Below are 14919 nucleotides of genomic sequence, written 5' to 3' on the forward strand. Positions count from 1 at the left end.
CCCTGGCCTTACTTAGTGATGCGCATGGTGGCGTAGTCGACGATGCCGGACGGCGCCTGGATGGAGAATCCTGCGCGCTGGGCAACGATCTGGGGTTCGCCCACGAAGGGGACAATGTCGTTGTCCTCGAGAATGCTGATCTGCGCGCGCTCGTAGGCTTCGCACCGCTTGTCCTGGTCCGTTGCGGACTGTGCGGTGGCGATGTCGGCCAGGATATCGGCGTTCTCGCCGCCACCGATGTTGCGGCCGCCCTTCTCGGTGGGGACGCCGGCGATCCGGGTCAGGGACGCGGCCACTGTGCCTACGAAGTTCGCGTCGCCCTGGATGGTCAGGTCCCAGGTCTCCGGCTTGGTCTGGGTCATGGTGGCCCAGGTGCCGTTGTCCACCAGGCTTAGGTTGACCGTGGCGCCGGCTGCCCTGAGGGCTTCCTGGACGTAGGTGCTGCCTGCACCGTTGGGGCCGATGCTGGTGGTGCCCACCATCTTGAAGGTCTTCCCGGCGAGCACTGCCTTGGCAGCATCGGCGTCTTCCTTCGTGAAGTGCGAGTTGTCCTCGAGGGCGCAGGCCACGGTGGGGGCGACGATTGAGGTGTAGGGGATTCCCTTGTTGGCGTAGGCTGCGGCATTGAACGCCTGCTGGTTCATCAGCTGGGCCACGGCCTTGCGCAGGGCGGGGTCCGTAAATGGGCTGCCTTCGCGCTGGTTGAAGAGCAGGAAGATCCCGGCGAAGGGCACCGTGGTGACGGCGTAGTCCTTGTTCCCTTCGAAGCGGGCAGTGTCCGCCGGAGCGATGTCCGAGACGTCCATCTCACCGGTGAGGAGCTGGTTGGCCACGGTGGTCTTGTTGACGCCGGGGAAAAAGCGCACGGTCTTGGCCGGCGTTCCCTCAAGCGGCTTGGACCACTTCGGCCAGGCCTCATAGTCCTCGCGGAGAGTCATGTCGTAGCTGACGCCGTGGCTCGCCTTCGTCAGGGTGTACGGCCCGGAGAAGGCTGCCTGCACGGATCCCTTGGCAAGGCCTTCAAGGTCCGCGAGGCCGGCGGGGCAGATGATTCCGGTCTGGGCCAGGGTCAGCCCGCCGATGAGTTCGGACCAGGGCTGGGCCAGCTTGACCGCCACGGTGCCCGCAGCGTCGTCGGCCGTGATGGTGGGCTGGCCCGGTCCGAAGACCAGCCTGGCGAAGTTGTTTTTGGTGGCGGGATCAGCGAAGTAGGTAAGGGAGTTGGCCACGATGGTGGGGGTAATGACCGTGCCGTCGGCGCAGGTTGCGTCTTTGCGGATGGTCAGTGCGGCGTCCGTGGCTGTGGCGGTCCACTCGGTGGCCAGGCCGCCGATGAACTTGCCGTCAGCGTCGCGGCGCACCACGGTGTCGAAGAGGAAACGGGCTACTTCGTAGTCGTCCTTGGCGTTGGCCTTGGCTGCGTTGAACGTGGTGGGATCCGAATTCAGGGCGGTGCGGATGGTGTCCGTGGCGGGGCCGGCGCTTCCGCCGGTCCCTGTGCCGGTACTGCCGCCGCCGGTGGTGCAGCCGGTCAGGAGCAACGCTGCTGCCGCCGCGGCTGCCGCCAGGGTGGTAAGTCTTCCGTGCATGGTGTGTCTCCTCGATACAACGGGAATCTGCGAGAAAGTTCGCGAATGAGAAGAGTTTCTCTTATTCGCCCAGCCAAGTCAACGGTTTTTTGTGAGCTGACACACGGCCGTAACCCGGCGCCGCCGCAATTTACCTGCTGGCAACAATCGCCCGACTTATTTGGGCCAATCCATCGGACCCTCTTGACGAATCGGATTTGAAACGCGAAACTTTTCTCATATGTGACAGCCGCCTCATCTGACTAGCCCCTTGCCGGCGGGGAGGGCGCAACCAACCGAACCAACCAAAGGTGACAACAATGGCAACAACACTCGAGCTCACGGTCCGCAAGGCCACCTGGACCCGGCTTCCCAAGGAACTCGTGGAAGCCTTCGCCGCCTTCCCCGTGGCCAACATCGGGGACGCCATGGAGCGGTTGGGAATAGTCGACGGCGGCATCAGCGCGGTCTGGGAAGGCGCCCACTGCGTCGGCTCGGCCCTCCCGGTACTCGGTGCGGCCGGCGACAATGCGGCGGTCATCGAGGCCCTCGGCTACATACAGCCCGGCGACGTGGTGGTCATTAACGGGTTCGGCCACGAACACCGTGCCCTGGTCGGTGAGCAGCTGTCGCAGCGCTTCGAGGCTGCCGGCGCCACCGGAGCCGTGATCGACGGCTACATCCGCGACCGCCACACCATCAGCGAGATCAAATTCCCCGTCTTCGCCCGCGGCGTCACCCCCGCCGGTCCCTTCAAGAACGGCCCCGGCGTCATCGGCGAACCGGTGGCGATCGGCGGGATCGTTTGCGCCGCCGGTGACGTCGTCGCCGCAGACGATGACGGCGTCGTTATCATCCCTGCGGCCCGTGCGGCCGAAATCCTGGAACGCGTTATCGCTGTTGCCGCCCACGAGGCCGAGATGACGGCCGAAATCACGCGCGAATACAGCTGACCCGGCGCTTCACCGCGCCAAGGACCAGCCCTAAACTAAGAGAGACCTAATGACTACTGCATCGACGGACTCAGTGGACCTGAATACCGCACAAATCAAGGTTGTCACCGCTGACGGCAAGATGGTGCGCAAGGCGACCCTCGCCGGCACCATGGGCTCCTTCGTGGAATGGTACGACTATGGCATTTACGGCCTGCTGACCACGTACCTGGCCATCAACATCATGGGGTCCAAGGATCTCGGATCCCTGCTCCTGACCAACGTCGGCTTCCTGGTCAGCTTCCTGGCCCGGCCCTTCGGCAGCGTGATCTGCGGCTTCCTGGGCGACAAGCTGGGCCGCAAGAACCTCCTGGCCGTCCTGCTGCTCCTGATCTCCGGCGCCACCGCCTGTATCGGCCTGATCCCCTCTTCCTCCGTGATCGGCTGGGCAGCCCCGGCGCTGCTGATCCTGTTCCGCATCCTGCAGGGCTTCTCCGCCGGCGGCGAAGTGGCGGGCGCCATGGCGTTCGTGGGCGAGTACGCGCACAACAAGCACCGCAACTTCTCCATGAGTTTCATCGCCGTGGGTTCCTTCTGCGCCCTCCTGTTCGGCAGTGCACTCTCCGCCACCCTTATCACCACCCTGGGCGACGCCACCATGGAATCCTGGGCCTGGCGCATCCCGTTCCTCTTCGCCCTTCCGCTCGGCTATGTGGGCTACTACATCCGCTCCAAGATGGAGGACACCCCGCATTTCGCCGCCCTGCGTGAACGCAACGAAGTAGAGCGCAACCCGCTGAAGGCTGTCTTCACCTCCAAGCGGCACCTGAAGGCCATTGTGCTGACCATCTTCCTGCCCGCACTGAACGGCCCCGGCTACTATCTCCTGTTCGCCTACATGCCCACCTACCTGAAGACCCAGCTGGGCACCGGCAACAACTTCACCATGGTGCAGGCGCTGATGGTGACGGCCGTCAGCCTCGTGGCCATCATCATCAGCATCCCGCTGATGGCCCGGCTCTCCGACCGGATTGGCCGCAAGCCCGTCCTCGCCGCCTCCGCCGTGCTGATGGCCCTGGTGTCCTACCCGATGTTCTCGATGATCACCACTGGCAACATGGCCCTGGCCTGCATCGCCACCGTGGTGATGGCGATCGCGTTTTCCGGCCATGCCGCCGTTGTGCACACCGTCCTGACGGAAATGTTCCCCACCACGGTCCGCTACAGCGCCTACAGCATCGGCTTCAGCATCAGCACCATCATCTTCGGCGGCAGCGCCCCGCTGGTGATGACCGAAATCATCAAGGCAACCGGCAACAGCATGGTCCCGGCCTACGCCGCGATGGGCACCGCCGTCATCACGCTCACGTCGGTCTACTTCCTGAAGGAAACGAAGGGCCAGCCGCTGGCCACCCATTAACAAAACACGTACGACGGCGGCCTGCCGCCATTGCCGGCAGGTCGCCGTGGCCGGACCGGAACCACCTCAACCAGAACCATTGGGAGTCACCTTGGGCATCAATTCAGTCGCCGTCGTTGCAGACCTCGGCGAGAGCTACGGAAATTACAGCATCGGTGACGATGAGGCCCTTCTGGGCCTGGTCACGGCGTCGAACATCGCCTGCGGCTTCCACGCCGGGGACCCGCGCGTTATGGACGCCACGGTGAAGTCGTGCGTGGAGCGAGGCATCGAGCTCGGCGCCCACCCCGGCTACCCCGACCTGGTGGGCTTCGGCCGGCGCCTGATCGAGGCCAGCGAAGAGGAAATCCGCACGGACGTCCTCTACCAGATCGGTGCCCTGGACGCGTTCGCCCGGATCCACGGCGGCAAGATCAGCCACGTGGCCCCGCACGGCCGGATGGGCAGCATTGCCCAGACGGACGCCAAGCACGCCCGGGCCATCACCGACGCCATCAAGGCCTACGACCCGTCTTACATCGTGATCTGCCAGAACGGCCTGCTGGCCGACGAATCCCGGAAGCGCGGCCTCGAAGTGGGCTACGTTTTCCTGGCGGACCGCGGCTACGGCGAGGACGGCATGCCCGTCTCCCGCAACACCGAAGGCGCCCTGCTGCACGACCCCGACGAGATCGGCCGCCGGGTTGTCCAGGTGGTGACCGAGGGAACGGTCCGCGCCGTCACCGGCAAGGTGGTTCCCCTGGGCCACGATGCCGACGTCGTCCTCCTCCACGGCGACCACCCGCAGGTCCTTGAGAGCGGCACCGCCCTCCGCGCGGCTCTGGAGAAGGCCGGGGTCAAGGCGGCCGGGCTGCAGGAAGTCCTTGCCGAGAAAGCCAAAGCGGCGGCCGCGGCCTGACCGCGGCCTCCATTGCCCCCGCCCCAGACCGCCGTCACACCACCGAGCAGGACATATGACCCCGCAACCACCGCCAGCCGCGAACCCCAGCCGGTCGCCCGGCCTTGAGGCGCACCCGTTTGGAGACTCAGCCCTGATGCTGGGCATCGCCGACGACGACCCCGAGGTCAGGCGGACCGGTGCCAGGCGGTTGCGGGACGTCCTGCTCGAGGTCCGGCCGTACGGGGTGCTGAACCTGGTGGCGGGCGCGGAATCGCTGCTGGTGGAGTTCGATTGCCTGGCGGTCAGCCACGGACAGCTCGCCCAGACGGTCAGGCTCGCAGTGGCCGGGCTGGGGCTGCAGGACGCCGGGCCGGCCCTGGGCGCGAGGGACTTTGTGGTCCCCATGGTGGTCAGCGACGAGTTTGCGCCCGACCTTCCCGGGGTGGCCGAGGAGCTGGGACTCAGCCAGGAAGCCACACTTGAAGCGCTCACCACGTCGGTGCTCACGATTAACCTGTTGGCGGCCGCGATGGCCCCCATGATGGCCGGGGTTCAGTTCCCGGGCCAGGTAAGCCGCTGCGCCGAACCCCGGACGGACGTTGCTCCGGGTTCGGTGATGGTGGCCGGCACCAGCGCCATCATCCAGCCGTTCCCGGGACCCACGGGCTGGAAGGTGATCGGCCGCACGCCCCTGACCGTCTGCGATATCCGCGAGGATCCGGCAACGTCCTACCGGCCGGGGGACAGGGTCACCTTCAAGGTCATACCGGAAAGCGGCTGGGCGGAGCTCGAAGGCCGGTTCCTCCGGCCCGTAGCGCCCGCAGACCAGCAGGAAGGCGGCAGGCGTGGCAGCGAAGCCTGAGCAGGCGGTCACCCTTTCGATCAGCGAGGCCGGCTGGCTGTCCACGTTCCAGGACCTGGGACGCGTGGACTCCGAGTTCATGGGCGTGCCCTGCGGGGGCGCCGCCGACCAGCATTCCGCGGCTGCAGCCAACATCCTTGTGGGCAACCGGCGCGGCGCCGCGCTGCTGGAAATCATGGGCGGACGCTTCGCGTTCACCCCGTCGCATGACATTTTCATCACCATCACCGGCACGCCGGCAGAAGTAACCGTCGGCGGGGTTCCGGTGCCCATTTGGCAGCCGGTCTGCGTGCCGGCCCGGACCAAGGTGGTCATCTCCAAGGCCACTGGAGGCATGCGCAACTACCTGGCCTTCAGCGGCGACCTGGACACTCCGCGGTTTATGGGCAGCGCTGCGCCGGAATCCCGGATGGGGTTTGCGCAGCGGATCGTCGCGGGCCAGCAGATAGCACTTGCCAGCCGGTACCGGGGCTTCAGCCAGCCCTACCTTGGCCAGCCGCTGTTCAGGCTGCCGGTACCGGTGCCCGACTTCAGCCCCGACGTCTGGACGGTTGAGGTGGTGGAAGGGCCGGAAACGGACAGGACCCCGGGCATCCGGGAGCTCCTGAGCAGCAGCATTTACACCGTGGGCGGCAAATCCGACCATGTGGGCCTCCGCCTGGACGGCCCGGTCATCCATCCCGAAGGGCTGGGTGAGATCGTGTCGCACGGCGTCCCGATCGGCGCTTTCGAGATCCCGCACGGCGACGAACTGATCATCCTGGGCCGCTCACGTACGCTGACCGCGGGCTACCCCATTGTGGCGGTGGCGACGAAGGCTTCGCTGCCGCTCCTGGGCCAAGCCAGCCCGGGCCGGAAGATGACCTTCCGCTGGGTCAGCCAGGAGGCCGCCGTCGAACGCTGGCGGGAGCAGCAGCGGCTGCTCGGCGCGCTGGCGGAGCGGGTGCACAACCTGTTCGCCGCCGTCGGGCTTCCCGTCGCGGAGGCCGCGGATCCCGGCACGCCGTCCAGCACCCGCGCCGCCTGAAAAGGGTTGACGCCCCCAGTTTCAAATGAGAAACTATTCTCATATCCAATTTGGTTCTTGTTTTATCCGGTTTACCCGGTTGCCACTGCCGCGCTGCCTCCCGCAGCGTGCCGGACGAAAGAGATGCATCATGGAGCTTCTGAATGGCAAGGTTGCCATCATCACCGGCGCCGGCACCGGCATGGGCCGCGAAACGGCCAAGCTGCTGGCCGCCGAAGGTGCCACCGTGGTGCTGGTAGGGCGGCGGCAGGACGTGCTGGACAAACTCTCCAACGAGATTTCAGCAAGCGGCGGCAAGTCCTGCGTCCGCACCGCCGACATCGCCAGCAAGGCCGAGGTGGATGCCCTGGTGGACTGGATCCACCAAAACGTCGGCCTGGTGGACATTCTCATCAACAATGCCGGCAGCGCCAGCAAGGTCCTGAACGTGCGGTGGATCGCAGAAGAGGAATGGAACCAGGTCCTGGACGTGAACCTGAACGCCGTCTTCCTGCTCACCCAGGCGGTGCTGCCGGACATGCTCGGCCGCAACACCGGCTCCATCATCACCGTCTCCTCACTGGCGGCTGTGACCCCGAACCTGTTGGGCGGTGCAGCGTACGGCGCTGCCAAGGCGGCGGTCCGGAACTTCATGACGTACCTGCACACCACATTCCGCAACGAGGGGCTGCGTGCCGTGACCATCCTGCCGGGTGAGACCGCGACGCCCATCCTGGACAACCGGGCCCGCCCGCCGCGCCAGGAGGAACGGGACGCCATGGTCCAGCCGGAGGATGTGGCCCGGGCCATCCACCTGGTGGCAACACTGCCGCAGCGCACGGTGGTCCAGGAACTGGTCATCGCCCCCACCGTGCAGCGGGACACCTCTGGCGACATCGAGATCAGCCGCTGGACCGGCGCCCCCGCAACCGATCTCCCACAGGGCAGTAAATAGCGCAATCCCTAAACAAAACGCGGCCGGGACCCTTCCGCCGCCCCTGACTACTCTCTGCCTCCCTGTCTGAAAGGACACCGTCGTGACCACACCAGCAGCACCCAGTATCCTCAGCTTCCCTCCTTCCGACGCCGTCCAGCGCGTGCTCCGGACGTCGCTGCGCGTCCAGCAGCCGCAGTCCAGCGGAGACCTGGTGTCCCTGGCCATGGGCGAACCCGACTTTGATACCCCGCAGCAGGTCCGCGACGCCGCGGCGAAGGCCCTGCAGGACGGCTACACCCACTACTCGCCGCTGCTCGGCGAACCGGTCCTCCGCGACGAACTGGCCGTGCGGATCGGCGCCCTGCTGGGATCCGCTGTCAGCACCAACGATGTGCTGATCACCCAGGGCGGCACGGCAGGGCTGGCCGCCGCGATCCTTGGCACCGTCAACCCGGGCGACAAGGTAGTCATCCCGGATCCCACCTACTCCCTCTACGCAGACCTGGTCAGCATGGCCGGCGGCACGATCGTTCCGGTGCCCCTCGCCGGGAACCTGCACTGGGACCTGGACGCGCTGGCGGGCGCCCTCGACGGGGCGAAGATGTTTGTCTTCTGCAACCCGTCCAACCCCACCGGAATTGTCCACTCCCGCGCGGAGCTCGAGGCACTGGCCCTGATGGTCGCCGGCACCGACATCCTGATCCTCTCCGATGAGGCCTACAGCGACCTGGTCTACACGCCTGAGCCGTTCACGTCCGCCCTGGAAATCGAGGGCCTCGCGGGCCGCACCATCTACTGCCAGACCTTCTCGAAGAGCTACGCCATGACCGGCTGGCGGGTGGGCTACCTGTGGGGTCCCGCGGACGTCATCGCCTCCGCAGCGAGGGTCCACAACACGTTCAATGGCTCCATGAACACAGCGGTCCAGCTGGCCGCGCTCACCGCCCTGCAGACCTGCGGGCCGGACATCGAGCGGATGCACGCCTCTTACGCGGCCCGCCGCGAGCTGATGTACAACGGCCTGAAGGACATCCAGGGGCTCACGGTCAGCTCACCGGAGGGCGCGTTCTACCTCTTCCCGAAGTACGACGCCGACCTGCCGGCCTCGGAAATGGTGGCGCACCTGCGCAACCACGGCGTGGCAGTCCGTCCCGGCAGCGAGTTCGGCCGCAACGGCGAATTCCACCTGCGGCTCTCCTACGCCGCCAGTGCCGAAGCCATCAACGCCGGCGTCGAACGGCTTGCGGCCGGCCTCGCCGACTTGAAGTAGCGCACTTGGCCACCACTGCCGCAGTTCCCGGACTGCGCAGCGACACGCTCCGCAACCGGAAGCTCATCATCCGTTCTGCCGGAAAACTGTTCGCCGAAGGCCACCAGGCCACCATGGCGGACATTGCCCGGGCCGCCGAGGTCTCGACCGCCACCGCGTACCGGCATTTTGCCTCCGTCGATGAGGTCCTGGCCCGCTTCCGGTTCGAGGTGGGCAGCGAACTGCTGGAGTTCAGCCAGCAGCAGCAGGCGACGGGGCTGGAGCTGCTGCGCCTTGTCAGCACCAAGTGGGTCACCCTGGTGGTGACCCACGGCCGCGCGATGGTCCACACCCGGTCCGGCGAAGGCTACCTGGCGCGGCTGCGTACAGGTGCCACGCACCTGACCGTCCAGGCTGACGCCCTGGGCGCGGCGCTTCGGGACACCTGCCTTGAACTCGGCGTGGATGACCCAGGCGATGAGGCCATGTTCCTGTGGAACGTTCTGTTCGATCCGCGCGAAATCTTCGACCTGATCGAGACGCTGGGATTGGGCCCCGAGGAGACCGCCCGGCGGCTGGCAGCCACGCTGGTGGGGGCCTTGAAGGGCTGGTGCGGCCCGATCGGCGGGCCGAGGCAATAAGCTTGGTACGCAACAGAAAGGGGCCCGGGAATGCGAAGCGATACCCAACGTAACCGCAGGGAACTGGTCAACGCGGCCGGTGCACTGTTTGCCGCCCGGCGGGGGACCATCAACATGACGGACATCGCCAAGCACGCCGAGATCTCCACGGCCACGGCATACCGGCATTTTGCGTCCGTTGAGGATGTCCTGGCCGAGTACCGCTTCAACGTGGGCCACAAGCTGCGGGACTACAGCTTGAAGCAGACCACCAGCGGCCTTGAGCTGCTCGAAGCGGTCAGCCGCAAATGGGTGGACCTGGTGGTCAAACACGGCGGGGCCATGCTCTACACGCGTTCGGGCGAGGGATACCTCGCCCGGCTCCGGACCGGGGCTTTCTACCTCACCGTCCAGGCCGAGGCACTGCAGCGCCCGCTGGAGGAAGCCTGCGCCGAGCTGGGACTGAGCCCGCTGGGGGACGAGGCAATGTTCCTCTGGAACATCCTGTTTGATCCCCGCGAAATCCTCGACCTGATCAACACCGTTGGCTTGAATAAGAAGCAAGCCACTGAGCGGCTGGTGGCCGCGCTTCGGGGCGCCCTGGTTGGCTGGGACGGGAACAAGTCCGCGGCCACGGACTGAACTGAACCCTGGGCCTAGTTCGCCAGCCGCACGCTCCGGAGGGTTATCCCGCGCATTTCGCGGCGGATCCTCTCGGGCGGAACGGCGGCCAGGGATGCGACTTCGAAGAGGTCCAGCTGGCCTGTCTTCAGCGCCATCACGGTAAGGGACCGGCGTCGTACTTCCAGCGCGCTCTTACGCTCGACGGCGGCAGCCAGGGCCTTCGTACAGCCGCGGATCGCTTCGAGGTGAGTCCCGGCCGGCCAGCCCGCCGGTTGCAGCTCCGTGTAGCCGGCGCCGATCCGCCGTCGAACGTCCACTTTGCCGACGCCCGCGGCGTCGGCGATTTTGGCCACCGATACGCCGTCGGCCAGGGCCTGGGCGACGGTGTCGTTCCGCAGCCTAAGGGCGCCGCGTACGCTGCTGTCCGCCTGCGCCACCTGCTGGCGGTTCAGTGCCAGTTCGTGGCGGAGCGTCTCCTGGTCGATGGGTTCGAACCGGCGGCGCCGGCCTGCCCGCAGCGGCTGGACGGCCACGCTAGTGCGTGTCCGCTTCCGGGGCCAGCACCCAAACCACCGCCGCGCCGCCAAAGGAAGGCATAAGGCTGCCCTCGAAGAACACCTGGCCTTTCTGTGCTTCGCCATTGGGGCTCCACCGGCCGCTGGCCGGGCAGTGCGTGCCGGTGACCGCCGTCATAGCCCGGAGGGGCCGGCAGCGCAGGGTGGGTGCTTTGACAGACTGGATCATTTTCTTTGCTCCTGATGCCTGGGGTGCGTCGTTATTGGTCGCGGAACGAGATGAGCACCTTGCCGGACCGGGTGGGGTCCTTGGCAAGGTCGAAGGCCGCCAGCGCCTCCGTAGAGGGGAATTCGTGGGTGACCACCGGGTCCACATACAGTGAGCCGTCCGCGAGGGCAGTAAGCACGTCGTCGATCTCGTTGTTGAAGCGGAACGAACCGAGGAGTTCCAGTTCACGGGTGATGGCCAGCGAGATCGGGACGGGCTGATCGCCGCTGGGCAGGAGCCCCACCATGACCACTTTGCCGCCGCGCATGGCGCCGCGGAGGGCGGAGGCCAGGCCGCGGTGGTTGCCGGAGGATTCCAGTACGACGTCGGCCTGAACCGCCTCGATCGCGTCGGCATCAGTGGCCAGAATGGTTCCCGTCGCGCCGACCGCCTTGGCGATCTGGAGGGGAGCTTCGTGCACGTCGACGGCGACGATTTCGGCTGCTCCGGCGCGCTTGGCCACTGCCACGATGAGGCTGCCGATCGGGCCGCTGCCGATGACGAGGACCCGCTTGCCGGTGAGGTCGCCTGCCTGGGAAACAGCGTGCCAGGCTACGCTTGCGGGTTCGGCGAGGGCGGCCGCGCGCAGCTGCAGCCCGGCAGGAAGCGGCCGGAGCATCCGGGCGGGCAGGACGGCATACCGGCTGAAGGCGCCCTGGGTATGCGGGACGCGGGCGGCGCTGCCCAGGTAGGTGCAGCCGGGGGAGAGGTTGGGCCTGTCGGCGGGATAGCGGACGCCGGCTCCGCCCGGCGTGGCGGGGTGGACGGCAACGTCGGTGCCTGCTGCCGGGCCCGAGCCGCCGGCAGCCGCCTGGACTACAGTGCCCACCACTTCGTGGCCCAGCACCAGTGGAGCACGCAGGATGGATTCGCCGGCCGCGCCGTGGAGCCAGTAGTGCAGGTCGGAGCCGCAGATGCCGCCATAGGCGATGTCCACTACGGCCTCGTGGGGTTCGGGTGCGGCATGCGCGAGGGCTTCGATCCGGAGGTCCCCGACGCCGTGGACGACGACGGCCGGGCCCGTTAACAGATTCGTTGTTGTAGTTGCCATGTCAAACCACCACTGTCATTCCGCCGTCGATGAAGATTGTTTGCCCGTTCACGTAGTTGGATGCGTCCGAGGCGAGCCAGGTGACCGGCCCGGACAGGTCATCCACGGTTCCCCAGCGGCCCGCCGGGGTCCGGCCCAGGATCCACGAGTTGAAAGCGGGGTCGTCGACGAGTGGCTGGGTCATTTCGGTGTGGATGTAGCCGGGGGCGATGCCGTTGATCTGCAGGCCCTGGCCCGCCCACTCGGCGGTCATGGCCCGGGTGAGGTTGCGCAGTCCGCCCTTCGCCGCGGTGTACGCGCCGATCGTGGGCCGGGCGAGGTCTGACTGGACGGAGCCGATGTTGATGATCTTGCCGCTCCGGCGCTCCAGCATCCGGCGGGCGGCTTCGCGGCCCACCAGGAAAGCGCTGGTCAGGTCGGTGGCGAGCACCCTGTTCCAGTCGGCGGCGTCAAGTTCCAGCAAGGCTACGCGGTGCTGGACACCGGCGTTGTTCACCAGGATGTCCAACGGACCGTAGGTGGCTTCGGCATCCGCTACTCCCGCGGCCACGGCAGCCTCGTCGGTGATGTCGAAGGAGACCGCACCCACCTTGTCCGCACCGAAGTTTCCAGCCAGCTCTTTCCTGGTGGCTTCCAGCCGGGCCGGGTCCAGGCCGTGGAGCACCACGGCCGCTCCTGCCAGGGCCAGGCCGCTCGCCAAGGCCTTTCCGATACCCCGGCTTGATCCCGTAATCAGGGCAGTTCGCCCGGTCAGGTCAAAGGGTGACGGATGGTCCATGGAAGTGCCTCTTCTCGACGTTCACTGCGGATCTTGCGGTGCTTCAGCGCACCCCTCGAGCCTACGGCGGGGCTGATCCAGAGTCAAGAACTATTTCTCATTTGCGAGACAATTATAGTTTCAAGGCGTCATGGTGGCATCTGGCCAGCTGACAGGGCGGACGACTGCCGAATGCGGGCTTGCCGGTGGGGAACGTTCCTAATGGCGTCCACGCGCCTGCACCAGCTTTCCGGTCAGCTTGACGCTGGCCCGGACGTCGCCGGTACGGCCCAACTGCGGGCAATCGCTTCGAGGGCAGCGTTGTAGGCTGCGGCCCAGTCCATGCCGGGCGGTCCAACCTGGGCAAGTTCCAGGCTGACCAGGCCATGAACCTGGCCCCATATTGCCGCAGCAACGATGTCGGCAGGTTCCTGGCGCCATCCGCCAGCCTGTTGTGCGGCAGTCACAGCTTCCTTGAGGGGTCCCATGGCATCGGTGGTGGTGTCCGGGCTGGGCAGGCACTCGGCGAAGGAGGCCAATGCGCCGCCGAACATCAGTCGGTACATTGCCGGATGACTCAGTGCCCAGTGCCTGTATGCGGTACCCAGCCCACGCAGCCCGCCCTCAAGCGCCGCCGCCTGGGAACTGCCGAAGGAGCGAAACGCCTCGTCCACAACCGCGGTGAGCAACTCGGATTTCCCGCCAAACAGCGAGTAGACGGCCGTCGTTGACGTTCCTGCTGCCGCTGCCACATCCCGCAACGTGACTTTTGCCGGGCCACTCCGGTCCACCAACTCGGCAGTGGCCAGCAGCAGCTCATTACGAAGGGAACTGGTATGCACCACAGGTCTTGCCATGCCCACAACTCTGCCATAACCTTGTTTCGTAACAACGTTACAAAACGAAAAATGGTCACTTTGGAAGGCGCATCATGGGGCAACACATCTATCCCGGCCGGTACACGGCTGACCCCGGGCAAGACTCGGTGACGGTTTTCCTGATTGGGATGCGTGCCAACCGCTGGTGGAAAATCGGCAAGGTTGCCCACGTTGCCGCGGCAATGCCACGCATGCTGCGCCACCTTGCCCGGAATCCTGACGCCGGCATGCTCGGGGTTGAACAATGGTTTGGGCGGACCACGATGATGGTCACCTATTGGCGGAGCCCCGACCACCTGCGGAAGTTCGCCGCAGACCGGGACGCCCCGCACCTGGAGCCCTGGCGGCACTTTATGAAGGAACTGTCCGGAAGCGGGGACATCGGAATCTGGCACGAAACGTACCAGGCCCCGGCGAGCGGGATTGAGACGATCTACAGCGGAATGCCGCTCTTCGGGCTGGCGAAAGCCACCGCACAGGTCCCGATCGGTAAGGGAACGCACACAGCCAAGCAAAGAATGGGTCATTCAGCAGGCGCTGCCTGATCGGCAGGTGGATCCACCTGCCGGGATCCGAGTGGCGGAATCGCCGGTGGGAATTCCGGCGCCCTGGTTCGGGAAGCCACTGAGCGGATAATGCGGGCAAGCTCTTTCGGGCGGCTCCACATGGGCCAATGCCCCGTTGGAAGGTCGATGACGTCCAAGTGTTCGATGTTCTTGACTTCTGCAAACATGGGGTGGCCGGTCCGTGCCAGATCGAGCACCTTCGCACCCGGAATCGAGCAGCACACCAGGGTGGTGTGGACCTTGCGGCGGGCCTCGTTCGTGAGCTCGACTGGCTGGCGGAGCACTGGCCCGGGTTCAGGGACAGCCCGTGACCGGAATCGCGCCAGGACTTCCGAGCTCAGACCTTCGAGGCTCGCCTGCTGCGCGAGCACATCGAAGGGCGGCAGCGGAAACTCCTCCACGCTCTCCGGGAAATCCGAGGCAAAGGCACTTCCCGCCGCCACGGGGCCGGAGTCAACCCACACCACTGCGTGGATTACCTCCGGGCGCCGGTCAAGGACCATGCTGACGGGGGCATTCGCTCCGCTGTGCGCAACGAGCGTAACCGGTTGAGCCGCGGTGGCGCCGAGATTGGTGATGGCTTGCAGGATCGCCGTCGCCTGATCCTCGAGGGTCTTCGTTTTGCGTTCAGGATCGTTGCCGTCAAGGCCCGGCAGTGTCACGGCCGTCGCGCGGGACTGGTCAGCCTCGAGCTCCCTCAGTACTTCATCCCACGCCCATGCACCAAGCCAGTGGCCGGCGATAAGAACAATGTTCGTGCTGTTTGCAGTCGGTGTCATGGCACAA

The 14919-nt window shown here is 66.2% G+C and carries 17 protein-coding genes; 10 read left to right on the forward strand and 7 right to left on the reverse strand.

Features of this window, described 5'->3' with window-relative positions; genetic code table 11:
* Positions 1-8: 8 nt before the first annotated feature.
* Positions 9-1589: an ABC transporter substrate-binding protein gene (locus tag ACRB8A_RS08290; RefSeq protein ID WP_432245954.1), complete on the reverse strand. Its 1581-nt coding sequence runs from the start codon at positions 1587-1589 to the stop codon at positions 9-11.
* A gap of 299 nt (positions 1590-1888) precedes the next feature.
* Here ACRB8A_RS08290 and ACRB8A_RS08295 point away from each other — a divergent pair, with 299 nt between their 5' ends.
* From ACRB8A_RS08295 to ACRB8A_RS08335, 9 genes are all read left to right on the forward strand, one after another.
* On the forward strand, positions 1889-2521 hold the full coding sequence (locus tag ACRB8A_RS08295) for an RraA family protein (RefSeq protein WP_285241616.1): 633 nt from the start codon (positions 1889-1891) through the stop codon (positions 2519-2521).
* Between the two features lie 49 nt (positions 2522-2570).
* Entirely contained in the window at positions 2571-3920 is a 1350-nt protein-coding gene (locus ACRB8A_RS08300; RefSeq protein ID WP_056601148.1) for an MFS transporter, read from the forward strand.
* 91 nt (positions 3921-4011) lie between these two features.
* The gene (locus ACRB8A_RS08305; RefSeq protein ID WP_056601146.1) at positions 4012-4818 is read left to right on the forward strand and encodes a LamB/YcsF family protein; all 807 of its coding nucleotides are present in this window, start codon (positions 4012-4014) and stop codon (positions 4816-4818) included.
* 55 nt (positions 4819-4873) lie between these two features.
* On the forward strand, positions 4874-5662 hold the full coding sequence (locus ACRB8A_RS08310) for a carboxyltransferase domain-containing protein (protein ID WP_082484520.1): 789 nt from the start codon (positions 4874-4876) through the stop codon (positions 5660-5662).
* Complete coding sequence (locus ACRB8A_RS08315; RefSeq protein ID WP_432245955.1) at positions 5646-6689, forward strand: biotin-dependent carboxyltransferase family protein; 1044 nt, start codon at positions 5646-5648, stop codon at positions 6687-6689. The genes ACRB8A_RS08310 and ACRB8A_RS08315 overlap by 17 nt, the downstream gene beginning before the upstream one ends.
* A 130-nt stretch (positions 6690-6819) precedes the next feature.
* Entirely contained in the window at positions 6820-7623 is an 804-nt protein-coding gene (locus tag ACRB8A_RS08320; protein ID WP_056601142.1) for an SDR family oxidoreductase, read from the forward strand.
* Positions 7624-7705: 82 nt separating this feature from the next.
* Complete coding sequence (locus tag ACRB8A_RS08325; protein ID WP_432245956.1) at positions 7706-8875, forward strand: pyridoxal phosphate-dependent aminotransferase; 1170 nt, start codon at positions 7706-7708, stop codon at positions 8873-8875.
* 5 nt (positions 8876-8880) lie between these two features.
* Entirely contained in the window at positions 8881-9495 is a 615-nt protein-coding gene (locus tag ACRB8A_RS08330; protein ID WP_235504783.1) for a TetR/AcrR family transcriptional regulator, read from the forward strand.
* Between the two features lie 30 nt (positions 9496-9525).
* Entirely contained in the window at positions 9526-10116 is a 591-nt protein-coding gene (locus ACRB8A_RS08335; protein ID WP_056601140.1) for a TetR/AcrR family transcriptional regulator, read from the forward strand.
* A 14-nt stretch (positions 10117-10130) separates the two neighbouring features.
* Here the strand turns inward: ACRB8A_RS08335 and ACRB8A_RS08340 are convergent, their stop codons facing one another.
* From ACRB8A_RS08340 to ACRB8A_RS08360, 5 genes are all read right to left on the reverse strand, one after another.
* Positions 10131-10631: a hypothetical protein gene (locus tag ACRB8A_RS08340; RefSeq protein WP_056601138.1), complete on the reverse strand. Its 501-nt coding sequence runs from the start codon at positions 10629-10631 to the stop codon at positions 10131-10133.
* A gap of 1 nt (position 10632) precedes the next feature.
* Entirely contained in the window at positions 10633-10842 is a 210-nt protein-coding gene (locus ACRB8A_RS08345; RefSeq protein WP_056601137.1) for a hypothetical protein, read from the reverse strand.
* Positions 10843-10873: 31 nt separating this feature from the next.
* Positions 10874-11932: an L-idonate 5-dehydrogenase gene (locus ACRB8A_RS08350; RefSeq protein WP_056601135.1), complete on the reverse strand. Its 1059-nt coding sequence runs from the start codon at positions 11930-11932 to the stop codon at positions 10874-10876.
* 1 nt (position 11933) lies between these two features.
* Positions 11934-12710: an SDR family oxidoreductase gene (locus ACRB8A_RS08355; protein WP_432245957.1), complete on the reverse strand. Its 777-nt coding sequence runs from the start codon at positions 12708-12710 to the stop codon at positions 11934-11936.
* A 233-nt stretch (positions 12711-12943) separates the two neighbouring features.
* Positions 12944-13546, reverse strand: a complete 603-nt coding sequence (locus tag ACRB8A_RS08360) for a TetR-like C-terminal domain-containing protein (RefSeq protein ID WP_056601169.1) — start codon at positions 13544-13546, stop codon at positions 12944-12946.
* 74 nt (positions 13547-13620) lie between these two features.
* On the opposite strand from ACRB8A_RS08360, the gene ACRB8A_RS08365 reads away from it, so the two are divergent.
* The gene (locus ACRB8A_RS08365; RefSeq protein WP_056601130.1) at positions 13621-14112 is read left to right on the forward strand and encodes a DUF4188 domain-containing protein; all 492 of its coding nucleotides are present in this window, start codon (positions 13621-13623) and stop codon (positions 14110-14112) included.
* Here the strand turns inward: ACRB8A_RS08365 and ACRB8A_RS08370 are convergent.
* Positions 14091-14912, reverse strand: a complete 822-nt coding sequence (locus tag ACRB8A_RS08370; RefSeq protein ID WP_082484516.1) for an alpha/beta fold hydrolase — start codon at positions 14910-14912, stop codon at positions 14091-14093. The genes ACRB8A_RS08365 and ACRB8A_RS08370 overlap by 22 nt on opposite strands.
* Positions 14913-14919: the final 7 nt, after the last annotated feature.

The organism is Arthrobacter sp. G.S.26 (assembly GCF_050847375.1).
GTDB lineage: Bacteria > Actinomycetota > Actinomycetes > Actinomycetales > Micrococcaceae > Arthrobacter.

Bases quoted from the DNA above. Each gene is read 5' to 3' on its own strand.
- ACRB8A_RS08335 (WP_056601140.1), top strand. From the start codon at position 9,526: ATGCGAAGCGATACCCAACGTAACCGCAGGGAACTGGTCAACGCGGCC.
- ACRB8A_RS08320 (WP_056601142.1), top strand. From the start codon at position 6,820: ATGGAGCTTCTGAATGGCAAGGTTGCCATCATCACCGGCGCCGGCACC.
- ACRB8A_RS08310 (WP_082484520.1), top strand. From the start codon at position 4,874: ATGACCCCGCAACCACCGCCAGCCGCGAACCCCAGCCGGTCGCCCGGC.
- ACRB8A_RS08360 (WP_056601169.1), bottom strand. From the start codon at position 13,546: ATGGCAAGACCTGTGGTGCATACCAGTTCCCTTCGTAATGAGCTGCTG.
- ACRB8A_RS08365 (WP_056601130.1), top strand. From the start codon at position 13,621: ATGGGGCAACACATCTATCCCGGCCGGTACACGGCTGACCCCGGGCAA.
- ACRB8A_RS08350 (WP_056601135.1), bottom strand. From the start codon at position 11,932: ATGGCAACTACAACAACGAATCTGTTAACGGGCCCGGCCGTCGTCGTC.
- ACRB8A_RS08345 (WP_056601137.1), bottom strand. From the start codon at position 10,842: ATGATCCAGTCTGTCAAAGCACCCACCCTGCGCTGCCGGCCCCTCCGG.
- ACRB8A_RS08290 (WP_432245954.1), bottom strand. From the start codon at position 1,589: ATGCACGGAAGACTTACCACCCTGGCGGCAGCCGCGGCGGCAGCAGCG.
- ACRB8A_RS08355 (WP_432245957.1), bottom strand. From the start codon at position 12,710: ATGGACCATCCGTCACCCTTTGACCTGACCGGGCGAACTGCCCTGATT.
- ACRB8A_RS08295 (WP_285241616.1), top strand. From the start codon at position 1,889: ATGGCAACAACACTCGAGCTCACGGTCCGCAAGGCCACCTGGACCCGG.
- ACRB8A_RS08300 (WP_056601148.1), top strand. From the start codon at position 2,571: ATGACTACTGCATCGACGGACTCAGTGGACCTGAATACCGCACAAATC.
- ACRB8A_RS08370 (WP_082484516.1), bottom strand. From the start codon at position 14,912: ATGACACCGACTGCAAACAGCACGAACATTGTTCTTATCGCCGGCCAC.